This window comes from Paenibacillus sp. FSL K6-2862 (genome assembly GCF_038005125.1).
GTDB lineage: Bacteria > Bacillota > Bacilli > Paenibacillales > Paenibacillaceae > Paenibacillus > Paenibacillus illinoisensis_A.
Window position 1 is genome coordinate 2,271,057 of the sequence record NZ_JBBOSN010000001.1, and the last position, 23,902, is coordinate 2,294,958.

16 protein-coding genes are annotated in these 23,902 nt (G+C 47.7%); all 16 read left to right on the forward strand.

The window, feature by feature from the left end:
- Positions 1 to 126 precede the first annotated feature (126 nt).
- The gene (locus tag MHB82_RS10575) at positions 127 to 1,650 is read left to right on the forward strand and encodes an ABC transporter substrate-binding protein (protein WP_341174627.1); all 1,524 of its coding nucleotides are present in this window, start codon (positions 127 to 129) and stop codon (positions 1,648 to 1,650) included.
- A 130-nt stretch (positions 1,651 to 1,780) separates the two neighbouring features.
- On the forward strand, positions 1,781 to 2,479 hold the full coding sequence (locus MHB82_RS10580; RefSeq protein ID WP_095358775.1) for a hypothetical protein: 699 nt from the start codon (positions 1,781 to 1,783) through the stop codon (positions 2,477 to 2,479).
- A 306-nt stretch (positions 2,480 to 2,785) separates the two neighbouring features.
- Positions 2,786 to 4,552 (forward strand): sensor histidine kinase, encoded by a 1,767-nt coding sequence (locus tag MHB82_RS10585; RefSeq protein ID WP_341174628.1) that lies wholly within the window; start codon positions 2,786 to 2,788, stop codon positions 4,550 to 4,552.
- 69 nt (positions 4,553 to 4,621) lie between these two features.
- Complete coding sequence (locus MHB82_RS10590) at positions 4,622 to 6,244, forward strand: response regulator (protein WP_341174629.1); 1,623 nt, start codon at positions 4,622 to 4,624, stop codon at positions 6,242 to 6,244.
- A gap of 128 nt (positions 6,245 to 6,372) precedes the next feature.
- Positions 6,373 to 8,055, forward strand: a complete 1,683-nt coding sequence (locus MHB82_RS10595; protein WP_341174630.1) for an extracellular solute-binding protein — start codon at positions 6,373 to 6,375, stop codon at positions 8,053 to 8,055.
- A 245-nt stretch (positions 8,056 to 8,300) separates the two neighbouring features.
- Positions 8,301 to 9,191, forward strand: coding sequence for an ABC transporter permease (locus MHB82_RS10600; RefSeq protein ID WP_095358771.1), 891 nt, complete (start codon positions 8,301 to 8,303; stop codon positions 9,189 to 9,191).
- A 30-nt stretch (positions 9,192 to 9,221) separates the two neighbouring features.
- Entirely contained in the window at positions 9,222 to 10,100 is an 879-nt protein-coding gene (locus tag MHB82_RS10605; protein WP_095287918.1) for a carbohydrate ABC transporter permease, read from the forward strand.
- A gap of 38 nt (positions 10,101 to 10,138) precedes the next feature.
- The gene (locus tag MHB82_RS10610) at positions 10,139 to 11,251 is read left to right on the forward strand and encodes a glycoside hydrolase family 53 protein (protein WP_341174631.1); all 1,113 of its coding nucleotides are present in this window, start codon (positions 10,139 to 10,141) and stop codon (positions 11,249 to 11,251) included.
- Positions 11,252 to 11,285: 34 nt separating this feature from the next.
- The gene (locus MHB82_RS10615; protein ID WP_341174632.1) at positions 11,286 to 13,358 is read left to right on the forward strand and encodes a beta-galactosidase; all 2,073 of its coding nucleotides are present in this window, start codon (positions 11,286 to 11,288) and stop codon (positions 13,356 to 13,358) included.
- 175 nt (positions 13,359 to 13,533) lie between these two features.
- Complete coding sequence (locus tag MHB82_RS10620) at positions 13,534 to 14,973, forward strand: NAD-dependent malic enzyme (RefSeq protein ID WP_110759386.1); 1,440 nt, start codon at positions 13,534 to 13,536, stop codon at positions 14,971 to 14,973.
- 2 nt (positions 14,974 to 14,975) lie between these two features.
- Positions 14,976 to 15,689: an HD domain-containing protein gene (locus MHB82_RS10625; RefSeq protein ID WP_341174633.1), complete on the forward strand. Its 714-nt coding sequence runs from the start codon at positions 14,976 to 14,978 to the stop codon at positions 15,687 to 15,689.
- A 362-nt stretch (positions 15,690 to 16,051) separates the two neighbouring features.
- Positions 16,052 to 17,116, forward strand: a complete 1,065-nt coding sequence (locus tag MHB82_RS10630) for an FUSC family protein (protein ID WP_341174634.1) — start codon at positions 16,052 to 16,054, stop codon at positions 17,114 to 17,116.
- A gap of 132 nt (positions 17,117 to 17,248) precedes the next feature.
- Positions 17,249 to 17,710 (forward strand): pyridoxamine 5'-phosphate oxidase family protein, encoded by a 462-nt coding sequence (locus tag MHB82_RS10635; RefSeq protein ID WP_341174635.1) that lies wholly within the window; start codon positions 17,249 to 17,251, stop codon positions 17,708 to 17,710.
- 289 nt (positions 17,711 to 17,999) lie between these two features.
- Complete coding sequence (gene helD, locus MHB82_RS10640; RefSeq protein ID WP_341174636.1) at positions 18,000 to 20,375, forward strand: RNA polymerase recycling motor HelD; 2,376 nt, start codon at positions 18,000 to 18,002, stop codon at positions 20,373 to 20,375.
- A gap of 278 nt (positions 20,376 to 20,653) precedes the next feature.
- A complete protein-coding gene (ade, locus tag MHB82_RS10645) occupies positions 20,654 to 22,510 on the forward strand; it encodes an adenine deaminase (RefSeq protein WP_341174637.1) in 1,857 nt (618 codons plus the stop codon).
- A gap of 438 nt (positions 22,511 to 22,948) precedes the next feature.
- The gene (locus MHB82_RS10650; protein WP_095358763.1) at positions 22,949 to 23,869 is read left to right on the forward strand and encodes a hypothetical protein; all 921 of its coding nucleotides are present in this window, start codon (positions 22,949 to 22,951) and stop codon (positions 23,867 to 23,869) included.
- The last annotated feature ends 33 nt before the right edge of the window (positions 23,870 to 23,902 follow it).

The following is a 23,902-nucleotide window of genomic DNA, read 5'->3' on the forward strand; positions in this document are numbered from 1 at the left end:
GATGATCCCAAGATAGAATGAAAGGGCATATATACAATGCAGTGAAGGATCTGAGTTAGATCCGGGTTACATGCGAATTGGGGAAATCGTGTGCGCAAAAGTTCAACATTATTGGGAGGGGTTCAGTTGATCAAATCAATGAAGGTATGGACGCGACTTACGGCAGCCGTGATGGCATTCAGCCTGGTGCTTGCCGGATGTTCATCAGACCAAGGCGGAACAACGCAAGGGACACAAAACGGAGGTTCAGGGGAAAATGCAGCCAAACCATATGAGGTAACGCTGTACTACCCGGGGACACCACAGAAAGACGTGGCACTGGTGGAAGCTGAGATTAATAAAAAAATGGAGCCCAAGATCGGAGCTACGCTCAAGATTAACGCAATCGACTGGGGACAGTGGGATAACAAGCTCAACCTGATGATCTCTTCCGGAGAAAAATCGGATATTATTTTCACGGCGGCATGGCAGAACTATACCGTCAACGTGGCCAAAGGTGCGTTCCTGCCCCTGAATGACCTGCTTGATCAATATGGGCAGGATATCAAAAAAAATCTGGACCCTGCTTTCCTGGAAGGTTCCCAGGTTGATGGTGTAAACTACGGCGTTCCGACAAACAAGGAATTGGCAGCTACACGAGGTGTTCTGGTGCGCCAGGATCTCGCAGATAAATACAAACTTGACCTGACCACGGTAAAAACGTGGACCGATCTGGAGCCTCTGCTGAAAACAATCAAGGAAAACGAACCAGCCGTTACTCCATTCTATATGTCGAACACCAATGGTAACGGACTGCTGGAGAATCTGGATTGGGATTACCTCGGTGATGCATCCGTACCTGGAGTCATCTCCAAGACAGCTGGCACAACAACCGTGCTGAACGAAGTGGAGACACCTGAATTCAAGGAGGCCGCTGCACTGGCACGCAAATGGTATCAAGCGGGATACATCAATAGCGATGCGGCAACTTCCAACGTCTTCCCGAAAGATCAGGCGAAGGCAGGCAAGGCGTTTATGTGGACGGACGGCATGAAACCGGGGAAGGACAAGGAAGAAGAAGGGTACGTCGGATACCCGCTGACTCAGATTGAAATGACAGAGCCGACCATCACAACCGGTGATGCTTCCGGTGCCATGCTGGCAATCTCACGTTCTTCCGAGCAGCCGGAAAAAGCGATGCAGGTCATCAACTTGCTACACTCGGATAAGGAAATCAATAATCTGTTGAATTTCGGAATCGAAGGCAAGCATTATGTGAAAAAGGATGGTCAGGACAATATTATCACGCTGCCTGAAGGCGTGGATGCGAACAGCCGCACGTATAATCCTGGTGCCCAATGGCAGCTTGGTAACCAGTTCCTGAACTTCCTCTGGGATAATGAAGATCCTCAGAAGTGGGAGAAGTTCAAGGAGTTTAATGCCAAGGGAGTCAAGTCTCCTGCACTTGGTTTTACCTTCAACAGCCAGTCCGTCAAAAACGAAATAGCAGCGGTTAATAACGTAAACAAACAGTTCAAACCAGGCATGACATCCGGAGCAGTGGATCCAAACGAAATGATTCCCAAGTATCTGGAGAAGCTGAAGGCCGCAGGTATCGATAAAATCATTGCAGCCAAACAGGAACAGCTCGACGCATTCCTGGCCAAGTAACGATACTTCTTATGATCAAGGTGTTTTCGGCAATAGTCGAAGATGCCTTGATTTATTTTTTTGATATGGATTGCACACCATAATTAGGAAAATTATGATATAATCAGGTGGCTAAATAGGGGGTGTTCCTGTGTCGAGGACGAAATTAGCGTTCTCTGCGATTTTGCTGCTTTTTGCAATCATTTTTACGTTTAATCACCACCTCGGTTACTCGGTAGGAGATCGGATGTTATCCAAAATAGGATTATCCCCCTATACCACGGCGTACATGAGCGGTGTACATATTACGTTATTTATAGGACTAGGTATATTAGGATGCAGTTTTTATCTAACCCGCAAAGAAATAAAGTCTTCGTATCCTCGGCTCGCAAGGCAGCTCTGGCTGATCGTTGTGGTCATTATTTTAAGTTATTCCTACATAACAGATAAGGTGATGTATGTCGCCAAATGGGGTTCCACAGGCATCCATAGTTTATCTTATCTTCAGAATGGTAGCTCCTGCATGTACGAAGTGGCTCTGAATGGAAATACAAGAGTAAGCTGTGATCTCACACTTAAAAATTATAGCAGGCAGCCTGTCGCAGCTGTACTTTTACCCGACTTGGCGAGAAGTTACAGACAGAAGGATGATCCTTTATACGAAGCTCTGAAGTCCGTTGAACTCCAGCCGGTCCATCTCGAGATCATGCCTCATGGCACGTTCACCGGCAAAATTGCATTTTCAGGTTCTGCACAGTCACCGCTTCAAGTAAGGGGAAAACTTAGGGATATTGTGCTGGATGTAGAGGTAGAAGGTCAGAACATTGTATTTGATTATGCCATACCATAAGTTTCAGCAAGGAACACATACATATAGAATCAGATTCCAAGAAGCATGCAATAGCGATGTTATCCGCGAAGAGCTGGCCAATAGGCTGGCTTTTTTGTGTTGTGGAAGTTGCAATTAGTGCAGAAATATTGGTTTTATGACCTTTATCCTCAATATGGTAACGCTTACGCTATAAATGAGCCGGTTTGATTGAGTCTGGTGAATGGGCAAAGGCAGAGAACTGCGTGGATAAAAAAAGTAATTGTTTTTACCGCTTACATCATTACAATTAATGTCACGACAATTTTAGACAAGGTGAGATGAATAATGTCATACCGGACCAATCTGTTTTCCAAAATGGTGATCTTGATCCTGATTATGCTGATCCCCGTTGTACTGCTCTATTGGTATTCGAATCACAAAACGACGGCTGTACTCAGGGATGAATTGAATCGTTCCAATAGCAACCAGCTTGAGTTTTTTCAAAATCAGGTGAATACGCACATTGAGCTGTTATCGTCCTGGCCTAATCTTCTTATCCATGATCCGGATATTGCGAGCTTCCGCCGGATTTATACCGATAGTCGGTATTTTGACCTTGATGCAATCAATCTGGTCAAGCGGATCCAGAACAAGCTGAGTATTCAGGAAAGTTCGTCGAACTGGACAACGAAATTATATTTATATTCCCCTTCCATGGGCAGGGTTGTCTCCGAACGGGATGCCCGTTTTTATGACAAGCAGGCACTTAGGGAAAGTATGGTTTCGGGCTGGGATGTCCGCAAGATTGTGGACGGGAAAGATGAGAAATTCATGTTCAGCTGGATTACTGCTTCTCCGTATGGGATTAAGGACCCCGCGGTGAATGCAGAGACCATTATCAAGCTGGAATTCGACAGTGATAACATTCGGGATATGCTGGACAAGTTCAAGGACGATGGAAGACATGATCCCTTCTATTATCGAGAGGAATCCGGTGTCATCTATAACCGAACCTCGGATCGTGAGCTGACCAATCGGCTGATAGACCAGCTGGCGATTCATACACTTCAGGATGTGGACAATCGTACAGTGGTCATCGACAACGAACCTTACATGGTAAATACGGTCAAATCCAGCACGACAGGCTGGTATCTGGTGGATTATATGCCGTTATCCGATATATTGAAACCCATTCATCAATCGAATGTGCTTTTTTATTCCTCAATGATATGTTTGCTCGGCATGAGTTTCCTGGCCGCCTATCTGTTGTACGTTCAGGTACAGGTACCTGTGAAGCAGCTTATTCGCGGATTCCAGCGATTGAAGCAGGAAGATTATTCGGTACGAATTAAGCCCAAGGGCCGGAATGAATTTAGCTTTTTGTCCGAGCGATTCAACTCCATGGTGGATCAGATTCAGCAGCTGTTTGAGCATGTGTATCTGGAACAGATTCACGTACGTGAAGCCAGGTTGAAGCAATTGCAATCCCAGATTAACCCGCACTTTTTCTATAACTGTTTCTCTTTTATCACAAGTATGGCGAAATTGAAACGTGTGGATGCCGTAGTAGCCATGTCACACAATTTATCCAGATACTATCGCTATACAACCAGACAGGAACGTGATGTTGTGCCGCTGAACGAGGAAATCGAATTCGTGAACTGTTACCTCGAAATCCAGCAGATGCGCATGAATCGGATTCGTTACCGCATTGATCTGCCAGACAGTATGATGAGGCAGGAGGTTCCACCCCTTATCGTGCAGCCTTTGGTTGAAAATGCGGTCATTCACGGCATTGAAGCTGATGCAGATGCTGGAGAGATCAGGGTATCCGGAGAAAAGCAGAATGGTGTCATGATTCTAAAGGTCGAAGATGACGGCCAGGGCATGGCCAGTGAGGAACGGGATAAGCTGCTGGACAAGCTCAGGGGCACGATGGATCAGGATATGGGTTGTGGTCTGTGGAATGTGAATCAACGATTGCAGCTGCGGTATGGAGAACAGGCAGGCATTCACATAACCGAATCTCCACTGGGGGGTCTCTGTGTCGCCTTGTCATGGCCAGCAGAAGATGAAATAGATGAGGAAGATGTAAGTGCCGATGCAGAGTGATTAACAACCATTGATTGCTTTTTGAGAGTGAAAATATATTGCACATGTACAGACAGGGAGTGACGAACGTTGATTGATATACTGCTGGTGGATGACGAAACGTATGTAACGGAGAGTCTGGAAATGACCATTCCGTGGGGAGAACTCGGAGTAACGACGGTGCTTCGTGCAGCGTCCGGCAAGGAAGCGCTCGAGATCATGGAGGAAAATGCGGTAGATATCGTCGTTACCGATATTCGTATGCCCGGTATGAGCGGATTGGACCTGATTGAAGAGGTGAGCAGCAGATGGTCTCATATCCGCTGTATTCTGCTGACCGGGCATAGTGATTTTGATTATGCCAAAAAGGCAATTCAACTGCAGGCATCCGATTATATTCTGAAACCCGTGAATGATGAGGAATTTATGGCTTCGGTCTCTGCTGCGATCACGTCTCTTCGCGGGGAGTGGGATGAGTTTGATAAATATCATAGGCTCCTGTACAGCCGGAAATCGGATTATAAAATTTTGCGTGAAAATCTGATGCATGATCTGCTGCTTGGCCGTGAAATTACAACGCGTGCGCTTCGCGAACAGCTGCAGCAATATGAGATTGGACTTGAGCCCGAAGAACCGGTGGTCATGCTCCTTATTCGTCTTACAGGTCGATTCTCTTCCATGGATCAGCAATCACTGGACCTGATGGACTTCGCGGTAGGCAACATTGCAGAGGAAGTCCTCGGGGACCAGTTCAAAGTCTGGTTTGGACGAGGGCCGCATGAATGTCTGGTCATGTTTCTACAGCATCAGGTTCGGGTGGAGGAAGCATCCATGAGCCAGGAGACATTGACCGGACCCGTGGATACTTTCCGGGAGCATGTCATTCGTTACCTGCAGGGCGATCTGTCCATGGTGGTTACACCGCCATTCCCGTTTAAAGAAATGACCGCGGCCTACCGCCGAAGTCTGGGATCACTTGTCCTTTCTGGACCGGAAGAGAACAAGATCATTTTCATAGATAATGATAGGTCCCAACGGATGGAAAACGATGCAGCCCAAGCGCTGGAAGAACTCTATAAACCTCCTGTTTTGCCCCAGTTGCTCGAAACGAAGCAGTGGGAAGCTGCAGCGAGCAAGCTTAATGCTGTATTTGACGCGGCAGAGCGGGTGTGTTTGTCCAGAGAGCACGTGTATGAAATGTATTTGTCTGTGACCAATGCGTTCATGTATATCGCACACAAGCAGGGTCATTTGGTGCACGAGATCGATCACGCAGGCTTTGACCTGCTGCTGGCACATCAGTTGATCCAATCTCCCGAACGGCTGCGACGCTGGGCTACGGAAATGCTTGCGAAGCTGCAGGAAGAGCTATCTGATCAGGCGGGAACCCAGAGCCGCAGACATGTCATCAAGCAGGTTCAGGAGATGGTTACCCGAGATACGGGTCAGGATCTGTCCGTGAAGATGATTGCCGACAAGGTATACCTGCATCCCGTGTATCTGTCGAAGATTTACAAAGCCGAAACCGGCGAAGGACTTGGGGACTACATGATTCGCATGCGAATGGAGCGCGCGCTGTATCTGCTGAAGAACAGCAACAAGAAGATTTACGAGATTACGAGTGAACTTGGATATCAAAATCCGCAATACTTCAGCAAAATGTTCAAAAAGCACTACGGCATGACGCCGAATGAATTCCGTGACCAGGCATAATTTCATCCTCTATTCCAATATATAGGTTGTCAAAGGTGCAGAAATCTTGTTTTCGTGACATAGGCTGAAAGGCCTGGCAGGCCTATAATGAAAGGGTAACCAAAACGATTGATTGAGGGGGAACAACAATGAGAGCGAAATCTACAAAAAAGAGATGGCTGCCGCTCCTGGCTACGACAACGTGTTTGGCTGTCATTCTTGCTGCATGCGGTGGAGGCAGTGGCGGTGAGAGTGCGAGCTCCAGCTCGTCTGCCATTGAAAACGAATACAAAGAAAAATACGATCCGGAAGTGACCATTACGACAGCATGGGGGATTGACCCGGAACTGAAGTTCAAAAATGGAGAATCGATGGAAAACAACGTGGCAACCAAGTGGGCCAAAGAGAAGTTTGGTATTAATATCAAATCCCTGTGGTCCGTTACGGACACAAATGGTGCGTTTGCAACGAAGCTTCGTCTGGCGATGTCTTCCGGTCAAGAGATGCCTGACGTGGTAACGGTAGGGGATAACCTGCTGGCTCAGGATTTGATTGATTCCGGCATGTATCAGGAAGTCGGTCCACTTTTCGATAAATACGCATCCGATACTTGGAAGAAAGCAATGGAGCAGGACCCGAACGTATGGAACCAGTACAGCCGTGATGGCAAAAGAATGGGTATACCGGTGCTCGACTATGCCTACAACAATGACTACCTGCTCTGGATTCGTCAGGACTGGCTGGACAAGCTGAACATGAAAGCGCCAAAAACGATTGACGAACTGGAAACCGTAATGGAGGCGTTCAAAAACAAAAACCCGGATGGTTTGGCTCCCGACAAGGTCACTCCACTGAGCATCGGTTTCAAAACATCCATGAACACTTGGATGGGTGATCCCTCCTGGATCTTCGGTGCCTACGGTACATTGCCGTTCCAATGGAATCTGGGTGCAGATGGCAAGCTGGAGTATGGCTCCATCAACCCTGGCATGAAACAAGGGTTGGCCAAATTGAGTGAGTGGCTCAAAAAGGGATACATTCCACAGGAAGCAGCTTTGTGGGATGAGAATAAAACGGCAGAGCCTGCTGTGGCGGGAACGGCCGGTATTATTCCAGGCCCTTACTGGATGAGCGGATGGCCGCTGCTGGATACAGTGAAAAATGTGCCAAGTGCCGTTTGGAAGCCAATCGAAATCCCAGTAGGACCTGAAGGTAAAGCCATGCGTCATGGTACACAATTTGTAAATGGTGTCATCCTGATTAAGAAAGACATGGAGCATCCTGAAGCCTTCTTTACTTATGAGAACTACCTGTTCGACAACTATGCAGATCCTGCACCAGGAAGCCCGTATGATAATGGTCTGTTTGAAAAGTATGACTATCAATTGGATGCCAATGGCAAACAAATGCCGATAGATGATATCGAGGGCGGTTATGTCAACGTTGTCCGTTACCTGCTTGTGCGTGATGGTGCCCGTATTCCAGATGCACAGATGAAAGCACTCTTGAACCTGGCAGACGGCAAAGAGCCTGAAACGAAGCTGGAGAAGGATGTTGCCGTCAACTACGGTAAGGAAACGCCAGCTGCAGCGAAAGTACTGCTTGGTCAGGAAGAGATCTCGTTCAAGAACATGTTCACAGGTCCGACGACGACAACGATGAAGTCCAAGCTCGACTATCTGAACAAAATCGAGAATCAGGCATTTAATGAAATCATTTATGGCAAAAATCCTGTAGATGCGTTTGATACCTTCGTTCAAACGTGGAAATCAGGCGGTGGCGATCAGATCACACAAGAGGTCAACGAGTGGTATGAGAGCGTAAAAAAATAATGGTTTTTGGCGCACAGACAGTATAAGTCTGTGCGCTTTTTTGTCGTTTTGACTATCCATTTTGCTTGATAGGGGTGCTGGTCCAAGAGGGAGGAATGGCTGTAAATGCAGCTGGTCCAAAGTGGTTGCTTTTGTGCCATTTATATTGCTTTTATGTGCTGTTTGACCTATGCAAACGGTTGATATAATCGCAGTATAAGCCACTCAGGAAGCCTTGAGTAGGAAGAATTACAGGGGGAGCAATCATGAGAACTTTGAAACGAACTTGGCCATTTCACGTAATGCTGCTGCCAGCCATCATCTTTCTGATCATATTCAGTTATATTCCTATGGGCGGCATTGTCATGGCATTTCAGAACTATAAGCCTTGGCTTGGCATAAGCGGCTCGGAATGGGTCGGGCTGGATAACTTTCGATTCTTGTTTGAACGTCAAGACAGCCTGCAGGTGATATGGAATACATTGATCATTGCTGTACTTAAACTGATATTTAATTTATTTGTACCCTTTGTTTTTGCCATTTTGCTGAATGAGATTCGTAAGATGGCTATACAACGAACCATACAGACACTGGTGTATCTGCCTCACTTTTTGTCCTGGGTTATCCTGGGTGGGATTTTGATCGATCTGCTGTCAACAGGAGGCTTGGTAAACCGGGTTTTGGGAAGCTTCGGACTCGGTCCATACTTTTTCCTTGGTGATAACAGCTGGTTCCGTACGACGGTCATTCTGACGGATGTGTGGAAGGAATTTGGCTATAACATGATCGTGTTTCTGGCTGCTCTTGCCGGGATTAATCCCGCGCTCTACGAAGCAGCAGAAATTGATGGAGCTGGAAGATGGAAACAAACGCTGCATATCACGGTGCCTTCACTCGTGCCGATGCTGATGGTCGTTGGAACACTGGCACTCGGAAATGTACTTAATGCCGGATTTGACCAAATTTTCAACCTGTATAATCCGCTCGTCTATCAAACAGGTGACATCATTGATACATTCGTATATCGTTCAGCCATGCAAAATGGCGAGATGGGCTTCGCTACGGCAATCGGATTGTTCAAGTCGGTAATCAGCATGATACTAATCCTTGTATCCTACAGCTTAGCCAAAAAATACGCCGGATACCGCATATTCTAATCGAATGAACAAAAGAAAGAAGGGACCACGATGTATCACAAATCAATGCCTTATCGCGTGTTCAATATAATCAATACCTGCTTTCTGATTCTGGTTGCCATCATGTGTATTGTACCGATGATTCATGTTCTGGCGGTGTCCTTCAGCTCGAAGGCAGCCGCCGATGCCAATCTGGTCAATCTCTGGCCTGTCGGCTTCTCGCTTGAGGCCTACAAAAAAACGATGAATAACCCCATCTTCCTGAACTCACTTTGGATCTCCCTGCTTCGTACCGTCATTGGTACAGCGATTACCTTGCTGATTACCTTTTTGGCAGCATATCCGTTATCCAAAGAAAATAGTGAATTTAAAGGAAGAACGATATATTCATGGATTTTCGTTTTTAGTATGATCTTTAATGGGGGACTGGTGCCGTTCTATATGGTTATCCAGAAGATCGGCTTGATGGATTCCTTCTGGGTACTGGTACTCCCGGGAGCAGTAAACACCTTCCTGGTCATTCTCATGTTGAACTTCTTCCGCGGTATTCCAAAAGAGCTGGAAGAAGCAGCACTGATGGATGGAGCCAACCATTTCAGAACTCTGTTCACGATCTTCCTGCCCATTTCAATGCCGTCCATTGCTACCATTGCCTTGTTTAGCATGGTGTTTCACTGGAATTCCTGGTTTGACGGTCTGTTATACATGAATAACGCCAAGGATTATCCACTGGCTACTTTTATGCAAACGGTCATTATCGGACGGGATATGAGCAGTATGAGCATGAATCCCAAAGAAATGGAGGCTCTCTCGCAAACCACGGTAAGAGCTGCACAGATCTTTATCGGAAGCGCCCCAATTTTGATTGTGTATCCGTTCCTGCAGCGTTTCTTTGTTAAAGGCATGACACTGGGTTCAGTTAAAGGCTGAGCCTGGTTGCTAAATTTAATCCAATGGAGGTTGAACAAGTGAGCAACTTGGAGAATAAGCCATTCATTCTTGGGATGGATGTGTCTTTTATGGATGAAATTGAACAGCATGGAGGGAGCTACAGCGACACGGACGGCAAGGAACAGGACCTGCTGTCCATCCTGAAGCTGAACGGTGCCAATGCGATTCGGCTGCGGATCTGGAACGATCCTGTCGGAGGATTCTGCAATCTGGAGCGAACCGTTACGATTGCCAAGCGGATCAAAGAACAAGGGCTGCAATTTCTGCTCGACTTCCATTACTCGGATCGCTGGGCTGATCCCGCCAACCAGTGGAAGCCCAAAGCGTGGGAGAATCTGTCTTATGAGGAGCTTCAGCGGGCGGTGTGCACGTACACAGCAGATGTGCTTCACACGTTAAAAGAACATGACGCGCTGCCTGACATGGTACAGGTCGGGAATGAAATTACCCCTGGCATGCTGTGGGACGAAGGAAGAGTGAGCGGTGAAGAGCACGACACCGACGAACAGTGGGAACGTTTTGCAGGCCTGGTGAAGTACGGTATTGCTGCTGTTAAATCCGTTGATTCCAATATCAACATCATGATCCATATCGATCGTGGCGGGGATAACGTGGAAAGCCGAAAGTTTTACGATCGTTTTGAAGCACTTGGCGTGGAGTTCGATACGATTGGACTCTCGTATTATCCGTGGTGGCATGGGACGTTGGACGCGCTGCGTGACAATTTGCATGACCTGGCCGCCAGATACGGCAAGCCCATTAACGTGGTTGAAACCGCTTATCCCTGGACACTGGAACAGCCTGAAGATCACGAGTGGATTCTGAATCAGGAAGATCTGCTGCTGCCAGGTTATCCGGCAAGTGTGGAAGGCCAAGCGCGCTACCTGCAGGACTTACTCCAGATTATTCGTGAGGTACCGGGAGGATTGGGTCAAGGTTTTTACTACTGGGAGCCTGCATGGATCCCGAGTAAGCCGGAATGGTCTGTTGGACATCCGAACAACTGGGGAAATTTGACGATGTTTGATTTTAAAGGCCGCAAATTGGAATCGTTTACAGCTTTGAAGGCTGATGCAATTTCGGAAGAATCCAAAACGGATACGCCGAAGGGCTCGCCATTGATCAGATAGAGCTATTCAATATAAGGATAAGGAGACTCGAAATATGACATTTAAATATCCACCTGTAAGTACGAAGGTGCCGCACATGCTGCATGGTGCAGATTATAACCCGGAGCAATGGCTCAAATATCCTGAGGTGCTGGAAGAAGATATCCGTCTGATGAAGCTTGCCAAGTGCAACGTGATGTCCATTGGCATCTTCTCGTGGGTATCCCTTGAACCGGAGGAAGGTGTATACAACTTTGAATGGCTGGATCGTGTTTTGGATACGTTTGCAGCGAATGGAATTTACGCCTTTCTCGCGACGCCGAGCGGTGCAAGACCTGCCTGGATGTCCGCCAAGTACCCGGAAGTATTGCGTGTAGGAGCCAATCGGGTTCGCAATCTGCACGGTTTCCGTCATAATCACTGTTATACATCTCCTGTGTACCGGGAAAAGGTAACAGCTATCAATACCAAACTCGCCGAACGTTATTCGCAACATCCTGCGATTATCGGCTGGCATATTTCCAATGAATTTGGCGGCGACTGCCATTGTGACTATTGTCAGGAGGCTTTTCGCGGCTGGGTGAAAAATAAATACGGCACGCTGGATGAATTGAATCATTCCTGGTGGACTACGTTCTGGAGCCATACGGTTACAGACTGGAGTCAGGTGGAATCCCCTTCGCCGCATGGTGAGACACAGGTGCATGCCATGAATCTGGACTGGCGCCGGTTCGTTACGGATCAGACAGCAGACTTCATCGTGCATGAAACCAAGCCGCTCAAAGCAAGTAATCCAGATCTGCCCGTCACCACAAATTTGATGGAATTCTATGAAGGGTTGAACTACTGGAAGTTTGCCGATATTCTGGACTTCCTGTCCTGGGACAGCTACCCGACATGGCATGATGCGGATGAGGAAGATAAACAGGCCTCCAGAATAGCAATGATGCATGACATCGTTCGTTCGATCAAAGGCGGGCAGCCGTTCCTGCTGATGGAGAGTACGCCAAGTTCTACGAACTGGCAGGAGACCAGCAAGCTGAAACGTCCAGGCATGCATCTACTGTCTTCTCTTCAAGCGGTAGCGCATGGTTCGGATAGTGTGCAGTATTTCCAATGGAGAAAGAGCAGAGGCTCCAGCGAGAAACTGCATGGCGCTGTCGTGGATCATGTTGGACATGAAAACACACGTGTGTTCAAGGATGTGACGGACGTAGGCACGGCTCTTGAAGGAATGGAAGCAGTTGTAGGCACGGCTGTACCGGCAGAAGTGGCCATCATTTTCGATTGGGAGAACCGCTGGGCAGTGAAGGATTCCCAAGGACCCCGTAATATTGGCGTGAAGTATGAGCAGACGGTAGAGTGGCATTATGATGCATTTTGGAAAAAAGGAGTACCTGTGGACGTGATCGATATGGAAGCGGATCTCTCCAAGTACAAATTGCTGATCGCCCCGATGCTCTACCTTGTGCGGGAAGGTGTAGGCGAACGGATTGAGCGATTTGTCGAAAATGGTGGTACATTCGTTGGAACCTATTGGTCAGGAATCGTCAATGAGAATGACCTATGCTTCCTGGGAGGTTTCCCCGGTCCGCTTCGCAAAACGCTTGGAATCTGGTCCGAAGAGATCGACGGGTTGCATGACCGGGATCAGAATGGGGCGATTCCTGTGAGTGGAAACGAGCTCGGTCTGCAAGCTGAATACGATTCCATCGAATTATGTGATCTCATCCATCTGGAAGGGGCGGAGACGCTGGCAACCTATCGTTCAGACTTTTATGCCGGTCGACCTGCATTGACTGTTAACCGATTGGGGTCCGGTAAAGCGTATTATATCGCAACGCGTTTCACTGCACCGTTCTATGATGATTTCTATGGCAAGCTCATTGCCGATCTGGGAATTGAACGTGCACTCGATACCAAACTTCCGGCAGGAGTCACTGCGCATCTGCGGACTGATGGTACATCCGATTATGTATTTGTGCAGAACTATACGCCGGAAACCAAGCAGCTTGAACTGGACAAGCAAACTTATACGGATCTGCTTTGTGGCGATGAAGTTCATGCCCATTTGGATCTGCAGCCGTATGACATTCGTGTCTTGAGAAGACCAGCTGCAAGAAAATAGCATCAATGAGAAAGGCTGTCCTATACGTCAGATAGACGTAAGGGCGGTCTTTTTTTGTATAAAGTCATGTAGCAGTTGTCACTTTTTCTGGACAAGATAAAGGAAAAGAGTGCATGTACAGCGAAGAGAAACAGGTAACGTGCAACTCAAGACTTTCAGTCTGGGAGGAATTGGAATGAATCAGAGAAATCTGGACGGCAACAGCATTATTATTCGGCTGGAAATGACAACGAAAGATATCAAGTTTGGCGAAGTGGCCTCGGCCATCTCGGAAGCTGGGGGAGACATCATTGCCATCGACGTGATTTCGACCAATCAGGATGTGAGTGTGCGCGACTTGACAGTTGCGGTAACGGATGCGCAGGATAACAGCAAAATCATAGAAGCGGTACGCCAGCTCAAAGGTGTGTCCATTATTAACGTGTCTGACCGCACGTTTCTCCTGCACCTTGGCGGCAAAATCGAAGTCACTCCCAAAACGCCGATTCATAACCGGGAAGACTTGTCACGTGTTTATACACCCGATGTTGCTCGTGTATGTTCGGCGATAGCCGATGAACCGGGCAAGGCATTTTCGCTCACCATCAAGCGGAACACGGTTGCCGTTGTATCTGATGGCAGTGCCGTGCTCGGACTGGGGAACATTGGGCCTCGCGCAGCGATGCCGGTCATGGAAGGAAAGGCTATGCTGTTCAAGCAGTTTGCAGGTGTGGATGCATTCCCGATCTGCCTGGATACACAGGATACCGAGGAGATCATTCGCACGGTGAAAGCGATTTCACCCGCTTTTGGCGGTATTAATCTGGAGGATATCTCATCTCCGCGATGCTTTGAAATCGAACGAAGGCTGAATGAGGAACTGGACATTCCCGTGTTTCATGATGACCAGCATGGTACGGCTGTAGTGTTATATGCAGGTCTGATTAATGCGCTCAAACTTGTCGGCAAATCCATTAACGATGTGAAGATCGTCGTCTGTGGTATTGGCGCCGCAGGGGTGGCCTGCAGCAATATTCTCCTGTCCGCTGGAGCAAGCCGGTTAATCGGTGTTGACCGCGAGGGAGCTATTGTACGGACACAAACCTATGAAAATGAGGTATGGAGTGATTATGCTTCACGAACCAATCCGGAGCTCGAGTCGGGTTCTTTGCGGGATGTCATTCGCGGAGCAGACGTGTTTATCGGATTATCCCGTGGCAATCTGTTAACTCGTGAAGATGTACAATCCATGGCGGAGAACCCTATCGTATTTGCGATGGCAAACCCGGTACCGGAGATTATGCCGGCTGTAGTGGAGGATATCGTGGCCGTCATGGCTACAGGCCGTTCGGATTATCCGAATCAGATTAATAACGTGCTTTGTTTCCCGGGGATGTTCAGAGCAGTTCTGGACTGCCGTGCGACAGAGATTAATGAAGAAATGAAACTCGCAGCCGCGAAGGCTATTGCTTCTGCCATCTCGGATGAGGAACGTACACGTTATTATATTATTCCAAGTGTGTTCAACGAGAAGGTGGTCAAGTCCATCCGTAAGCGTGTAGTTGAAGCAGCAGTGAGAACTGGTGTTGCGCGGCGTGTGCCGCGTGAACAGGCCCGAGAAAGCGGGGAAGAGTAATCGTGGACGACAATTCCAGTCTGACAATGAATATATCCGGACATCCTGAGCATGTAGATGGTACATCTGCCCGAGAGGCCATCCTTGGCGCCGCCCGAGCCTTTGTCCAGGGGGATGCCGGGAAGCATACGGACGGTCATGATTGGCCGCATATTGAACGAGTTACTGCGCTTGCTGTTGAGCTAGCCCATCGAATGGGAGCAGATCCTTTTGTTTGTGAGCTGGCTGCACTGCTGCACGATGTGCCGGATGAGAAGCTGAACGAAAGCCTGGAAGCGGGGATGAAAAAGCTTAACGAATGGCTGGATCAGCAGAAGCTTGAGCCAGGCACCCGGGAAGCTGTGGTTAACATCATCAGTACAATCTCGTATGCGGGAGGACAGCGCCCTGCTGTATCTTCGCTGGAAGCGCAAGTTGTGCAGGATGCCGACCGGTTGGATGCAATGGGGGCCATAGGTATCGCACGCACGTTTGCTTTTGCAGGTGCGCGAGGCCGTGAAATGTATGATCCATCCCTTCCGCCGCGGGAACAGATGACCCGGGAGGAATATCGGAATGGACGGAGCACGACAATTAATCACTTTTACGAGAAGCTACTTAAACTGAAGGATCTCATGAATACATCCTATGGCAGGGAACTGGCCGAGCAGCGCCATGCGTTTATGGCAGAGTTCGTGGAGCAGTTCAAGCGGGAGTGGGAAGGGACAGATCGTTAAGCAACCTTGTACATGGTGAGCGATAACCAAAGCAACATACTAGCAAACTTTTGATGGTGGTAATACCACATTTCAAAAGTTTGCTTTTTATTTGTAAGAAAACAGGTTATCTAATCTTGTGAAATAAACATTATGAGGAATCACATGGTAACCACAGAGCGTCCGTGGTAAAATAAGTCGTTCTGATAAAATTAATGTTGAAGTTACATGGCTATGGAACATTAAAAGGGGCTGCTGTTATCGTTAATGGATGAAAAAGTGAAGTATTGGATCAAAATAATTCAACAAAAAAAGAAATACGGGGTAATAATGATTATTAATGGTTTCGTTCAAAATGAGAGTACAGGTAAGGAGGGGTTACCGTGTCGTTTGGAGCACGCGTGCTTAAGACAGGAATTGCGGTAACGCTTGCTCTGTACCTGAGCATGTTCTTGAATCCGCAGTCACCGGTACCGGCTGCCATAGCTGCCATCTTCGCGATGCAGCCATCAATCTATCGTTCCTGGAAGTATTTCCTGGATCAATTGCAGACAACTACGCTTGGAGCCATTGTTGCCCTCTTGGGCGGTATGGTATTGTCCAATGAGCCAATCGCAGTGGGATTGATCATTGTGCTTGTTATTATGATCTGTCTTAAACTGAATATGGGTGAGACCGTAGGGCTGACTCTGGTTACCGTCGTTTCCATTATGGAAGCTTCAGGTGACTGGCACTTTGCATTGAACCGGTTCCTGCTGACACTTGTTGGTATTGTATCCGCGTTTCTCATTAATATCACGGTATTCCCGCCTAAGCCCAAGCTGCAGTTTGTGAAGCAGATCCAGAATGTGTTCAACAGCATGTCCCTGCTGTTACGCACGTCCATCTCGGATGAGATCAAGGAAGTTGTTTTCAGGGATGAGAAGGGCAGTCTGGGTGGTTCCATCAAATCGCTCTCGGATAAGTACAATTTGTTTGAGGAAGAACAGAAGAAAATGAAGCGTTCCAAATTCAGCGAGACGCGGCAGATGGTTGTATATAAACAAATGCTGCTGAGCCTGCAAAAAGGGTATGACGTGCTGGATTCTGTGGAGCGGCATTATTTCCAGGCACAGCGTACGCCGGAGATGGATCAGTTTTTTGATACACATCTCGAATTGGTCATTAAATTCCACGAGCACGCCCTGCTCAAATTTGAAGATAAGTTGAAGCCAAACGGGGAAGAGGCAGCACAGTTTATACTGGATAATGATCGGTTCATGGAACAAGCCATTTCCCAGTTTGATATCGATCAGGAAGGCATGCTTAGACTATCTATCGTTGCTGCAGCCATATACGATTACGGATATCAGCTGGAACGGCTCAACAGGCTTGCCGAACATGTGCATAGCTCCACGGAAGACAACGAGTCACAGGATAAGATCCTGAACTGGCTTAAGTGGCCTTAACAGCAATTGCACACAGGCTTTCCAATCAGATACAATAGAAATACAACGTGCAGCCCGGACAACTGTGTCCGGGTTGTTTTGTATACATAACTGATGGATAAAGGTCATCTTAGTGAACCGAGGGAGAATAATATGAACGATAAACATCTTAATCCAGAATTTGTTGAATGGCTGAGTGGTGATCAATTGGAGGAGAAACAGCATGAGGCCATGCAGCTGCTAACCGTAGCGGAGGATGGGTGGCCTCATCAGGCCATGATTAGTGTGGGTGAGATTCTTGCTATGGATCCGGATACACTTAGACTCGCATTATGGCCAGGGACACAAACAAGTATGAATATGAACAGAACAGGCAAGGCTACCTTGATTGCCGTACATGAGCATAAATTGCTGTATGTGCGCTTGGAGATCAGAGCACTTCCTCCGTTAAAGGAAGCCATTCACCCAAGAGACCGGTATGAGGCTCAAGTAGCGGACGTACGCGTAGATCATGCTCCATATGCCGAAATCACGACAGGAATCACGTTTCAACTAAAAGACGAAGCAGCATCCATATCAAGATGGAAAGAGACGATTGCAGAATTGCGTCAATAGAAGACAAACCATATCTATATTCATCCATTTCGAGGGTAATAATAAAGAGGACTATTGGAACGATGCCCTTGTTATAAAGATTAATATTTAAGGGTAGAAACAACAAAAAACGCCTCCGCTTGCATCGGGACGCTGTCACTGGTACAATAAAAAATGGTTTTCAGAAAATTAGAACTAATTAACATAAAATTAAAATGTTTAATTTCTAATTAATTATACCATAGCCTTTTCGGGCTTGTCAAATGGACTTTTGAGGACACAATCCGGGGAAAGAGGGGCGTATTAACATATGAGTACTGACCAGCAATGGAGCGAGGAGCAGCAGCGAGTAGACATCGTAACCGATCAGATCGAGCGGAAAATAACGGACCTTGAAAAGGAGGTTGGTTCCTTCCGGGATGAAGTTGTGGAGATGAGAAAGGACTTCTGGGATGAAGTCACCATGAACTTCAGTGAGGCGGATGATGTTGGGGAAACATCCACCAGCATGCGGCAGCAATCGCAGGTCCTGTCTGATCGGGAGCGCAGTCATCTGAATACGGCAGCAGCGCTGGACAAAATGAAACGACTGCATCACTCGCCCTATTTTGGACGTATCGATTTTAAGGAAGACGGTTATCCGCAAGCAGAGCGGATTTATCTGGGTATTGCCTCACTACTGGATGAGAAGGAAGAATCCTTCCTGGTCTACGACTGGCGAGCGCCGATATCCAATCTGTACTACGATGGTGCCCCCGGACCAATTACTTACCATACACCAAGCGGGGAAATCAGTGGCGATATCGAAATGAAACGACAGTTTGTCATTCGGGATGGGCGTATCCGTTTTATGTTCGATACCGGGGTTACCATTGGAGATGAACTTCTTCAGGCGGTGCTGAGCCGGACATCGGATGCACAAATGAAAAGCATTGTGGCGACCATTCAAAAGGAACAAAACCGAATTATCCGCAATGACCGTACACGCATGCTGATTGTACAGGGAGCAGCCGGCAGCGGCAAAACGTCAGCTGCACTGCAGCGTGTAGCCTACCTTCTATACAAGTATCGCGAGCATTTGCAGGCCGATCAGATGGTACTTTTTTCGCCGAACCCGATGTTCAACAGTTACGTATCCACGGTACTGCCTGAGCTTGGGGAAGAAAATATGCTGCAAACGACGTTTCAGGAGTACCTGGAACGTAGGCTTGGCCGCGAATATCAGCTGGAAGATCCATTCATTCAGCTTGAATACGTCCTCTCCAATATGGAGGATCCAGGATACACGGCACGCATGTCAGGCATCCGCTTCAAGTCTTCCGAATCCTTCCTGAAAGTGATTACGCGATTCAAAGACAGCCTGATGTCGGAAGGCATGAAATTCAAACCGGTGCGGTTCCAGGGACAGGCGGTTGTAACAGCGGAGGCGATGGCTGAGAAATTCTACAGCTTCGGGTCATCCGTGAAGCTGGTGAATCGTCTGGAAATGCTGCGGGACTGGATGCTGAAGGAATTGTCGGCCTTTGGCAAAAGTGAATTGGAAGCACCTTGGGTTGATCAGCAGCTGGATCTGATGGAACCGGAAGATCTGCAGCGTGCTTATCAACGGCTGAAGCGCAAACAAAAGGGGAAAGTGGATACATTCGATGATTTTGCACAGGAACGGGAGATCCTGGCCCGCATGGTGGTTAGTGATCGGCTCAAGCCATTGCGAAAGTGGATCAAATCGCTGCGATTCGTGGATATTCGCCAGTTGTATGCGCACCTGTTTCAGGACCAGGCACAGATGATTCGACTGCTGGAAGGCGAGGCACTGCCCGCCCACTGGGATGAAATCTGCAGCATGACCCTTCGCCGAATGAAAGTACAGGAACTGGCGTATGAGGATATTACCCCTTATCTGTATTTGCGGGAGCTGCTGCTTGGATTCCATATCAACTCGAATATAAGACATGTGATTATTGACGAGGCCCAGGATTATTCTGCGTTTCAGCTGGCTTTCATGAAAAGACTGTTTCCACGGGCGAAAATAACGGCCTTGGGTGATTTTAATCAGGCGATCTATGCCCATTCTTCAGTACTTCGTGGTACTGGACCACTTACAAACCTGTATGGACCAGAGAATACGGAAGTGATCGAACTCACGCGGAGCTACCGTTCAACACAGGAGATTGTGGAGTTTACAAGAGGGATGGTTCCCGGTGGGGAAGAGATCATTCCGTTCAATCGCAGCGGCGAGAAGCCGGCAGTCATTGTGTCATCCAATACGGAGGAGCATATGAAGAAGATTGCAGCGGATCTCAGCCATCTCATTCAGGAAGAGTATGAATCGGTTGCGGTAATCTGTAAGACAGCGGAAGAGAGCAAGGAAGTGCATGAGGCGTTAAGCCGCGTACTGCCTGCTGCACCGAAATTGATTAAGAAGACGACACTTGCCTTCGAACGGGGTGTGCATGTCATACCGGCATACCTTGCAAAAGGGGTGGAGTTTGATGCGGTGCTCATCTATGACGGTTCAGCAGAACAATATGTGCAGGAGCACGAACGCAAACTGTTCTATACGGCGTGTACCCGAGCGATGCACCTGCTTCATGTGTACAGCCTTGGTAAACCAAGTCCGTTCATAACCTCACAGCCGCAGCAATTATATTCCATTGACCATGTATCTGCGGCTCAAACAGATTAAACAAGGTGATCCTTTTATATGAGAAGACTTCCGTTCCCTCGAACGGGAGTCTTTCTATGTAGTGTAAGGTTTCGACTATAATAAACGGAATGGAAGAGCTGGGCTGGATAACTATTCCTGACATAAGAATGAATGGGTTTAGTTCGGTGGATAATTATGGAGCTTGAATTTGTACTCATGCACAATTGGTGGGAATTTTCTTTACACATGCCGTGCGGACTCATATAATCGTAACAATATATTTTTTTGGATCGTTAATGAATGAAGGAGGCAATGGCATGAACAAACCATCTTTTGAACGGCCATTAATGGCGGATTGTGTACCTGATCTGGTAGCAACAGCGCGAGGAGATATGAAGGCGACTTTAGTCATTCAAGGAGGGACCCTGGTTAATGTCATCTCGGGTGAAATTTTGCCGGATATGTCCGTTGCGGTGCAGGGAGCTCGAATTGCCTATGTTGGCAAAGATGTGAGTCATACCATCGGAGAACATACACGCATTATTGAAGCAGAAGGGAAATACATTGCTCCAGGATTACTGGACGGACATTGTCACATTGAGAGCACGCAGATGAAGGTGACGGAGTTTGCGAGAGCCGTACTGCCTTCCGGTACAACCGGTGGTTTTTTTGACCCGCATGAGATTTCCAACGTACTTGGTCTCAAGGGTCTGCGGCTTATGCTGGATGAAGCGAGAACCACGCCGCTCGCAGCCTATATGCAGGTGGCTTCCTGTGTGCCTTCAACACATCCTGGTTTGGAGACGACAGGAGCTTACATCGGACCTGAGGAAGTGGCTGAGGCTCTCTCCTGGGGCCCTGACATGATTGGGCTTGGTGAGGTCATGAACTTCCCGGGTGTCGTATACGGGGATAAAACGATGATTGGAGAAATCCAGGCTACGCTGCGGGCCGGCAAGGTGGCGGACGGTCACTTTACCTGGGCAGCGGATGACTGGCGTTTACCTGTTTATGCGGCAAGCGGTGTGACTGGAGATCATGAATGTGTAACGAAGGAAGATGTCGTGGAGCGTCTGAGACTTGGCATGTATGCCAAAATGCGTCAGGGATCAGCCTGGCATGACGTGGCCGAAACCATCAAAGCCTGTACCGAACTCGGGCTGGATACCCGCCGAATGATGCTGGTGACCGATGACCGGAGTTCCGAATCGCTGCTCAAAGAAGGACACATGGACTTCGTCGTCCGACTGGCCATCTCGCAGGGGGTCAAACCCGTAACTGCCTTCCAAATGGCAACGATAAACACGGCTGAACGTTTCGGTGTGGCACGTGATATTGGGGCTGTTATCCCTGGTAATATAGCTGATATTATCTTACTGGATGGCCGACTGGCAGATGTGCGTGTTGGCATGACGATTGCTGCCGGGCATGTTGTCGCAGAGAAGGGGAAGATGACGGCCGTCTGGGATAGCTTCACTTATCCGGAAGAAGCGTTGAATACGGTGAAGCTGGAAGCTAATATTCAGCCGAAAGATATGGAACTGCCAGCGCCGATTGCCGAGGGAACCATTGGGGCAAAAATCATTCATGTAACCGAAAACCATGTGGATACAAAAGAGAAACATGTTCCTGTAACGGTGCAAAACGGTAAGGTAGCTGTGTCCACGACGGGGGATATCTGCAAAATTGCGGTGCTGGAACGGCATAAGCAAACCGGAAACAAGGCAGTTGCACTTGTCGGCGGCATTGGATTCACACGCCCTGCAGCCATTGCCATGACCGTAGCTCATGACAGTCACAATCTTCTCATTATCGGTAACGATGATACCTTGATGGCGGAGGCAGGTAATCGGGTAATCCGCATGCAAGGTGGGGTTGCCGTGATTACGGACGAAGGTGTAACCGAGTTTCCGCTTCGGATCGCAGGATTAATGTCCACCGAGCCCTTTGAAGAAGTTGCTGCACAATCTGCTGCAATCAGTGAAGCACTGCAATCGGCAGGCTGTACTCTGAATAATGCCTTTATGACACTTTCCCTGCTTGCACTGGTCGTTATTCCTGAGCTGCGTTTGTCCGATAAGGGATTAGTACGGATCTCGGCAGAGGGAATTGAGCTGGTGTCGCTATTCGACGAGACAACGGAAAGCAGTCCGAGTACCCCTGCTGGAACATAACATGAGAGCGTGTTTTCTCATGCTAGCTGGTTTGTAAGAACGTGATGATCAGAAATGACCACATATAGATGGATGAATATTTCTGTGTAAGATGGAAGTCGCCTTTATGGCGGCTTTTTTTGTTTCTTTTATAGAAAACGCTTCCTAGGTCTTCTGTTGGTCATTCATATATGGCAATAACGACAGAAGTTGTAGAAATTTTCTGCGTAAATTAAAAATTTTTTAATAAATGAGACTTTAGAACTATGAATACAGAAGTGTGAATTCCCGAAATAATCTTATATGATCCTTTCGTCGTAAGTCTAGAAGATGATATTGCATATGAAAGCAAATGCATAAACGAATTGTTTATCTGATTCATAAAATGAAGGGTAAAACGACAAACATTTTTCCGGATTACGACGATGGAACGGTAAATTACAAGGGGAGTGTACAAATATGCAAAACAAGCGGGGGTTTCATTTTATTAAGATCATCAGCTGTTTGGTCCTAATTGCGGGTGTCACGTTCTCATCCAAGACTATTGCACAGGGTTCTGTAGAAAGTTATGAATCGATCCATGGAAACGTGGAAGGGCCGATTAGAGCGACCTGGGTATGGGATACCACTCAGATTGAAAAGAATCCGCAAGAGGTGCTGAAATTTGCCGTAGACCACGATATCAACACGATCTATCTGCAGATCAATCGCGATGTGAAGATACCTTACTATACAGATTTCATTCGTAAGGCCAGAGCTTACAATATCGCTGTCGATGTGATGGATGGAAGAGCGGCTTGGGGGCTAACCGAAAGCAGAGAGCAAATTGCAAGTTTCCTCGACTGGATTGAAGCCTATCAGGATTCCGTAGAACCTGACGAGAAATTTGCTGGGATTCATCTTGATATTGAACCGCATGTGCATCCGGAGTGGAAAACCAATCAGGCCAGCGTCATTACCCAGTGGCAAGGGAATGTTCAATACATCGTTGACCGCGCTGCCCTGATGAATATGCCTGTGGGAGCAGATTTGCCTTTCTGGCTGGATAACTACAAGATTCCGGGTTCAACAATGGCTGTGAGCAGCTGGATGATTCGCAAATTTGATTCGATCACGATTATGGCATACCGCGATACGGCTGCAGCAATCTATAACGTGGCCAAAGACGAGCTTGCAGAGGCTTCCCAGCTGGGCAAAACGATCTCAATTGCCGTAGAGACGAAGCAGAGCAAAGAAGGCGATTTCATTACATTTTATGAAGAAGGTTCAGTGTACATGGAATCTCAACTGAAGCAGGTGGAGAAATTGGCGGCAGAGCATTCCTCATTTAAGGGATTCTCTATTCATGAATACACTTCCTGGAAAACGTTGAAAGAATAATGCGTAACTAGGCATAGCAAAAAATTAAAAGGT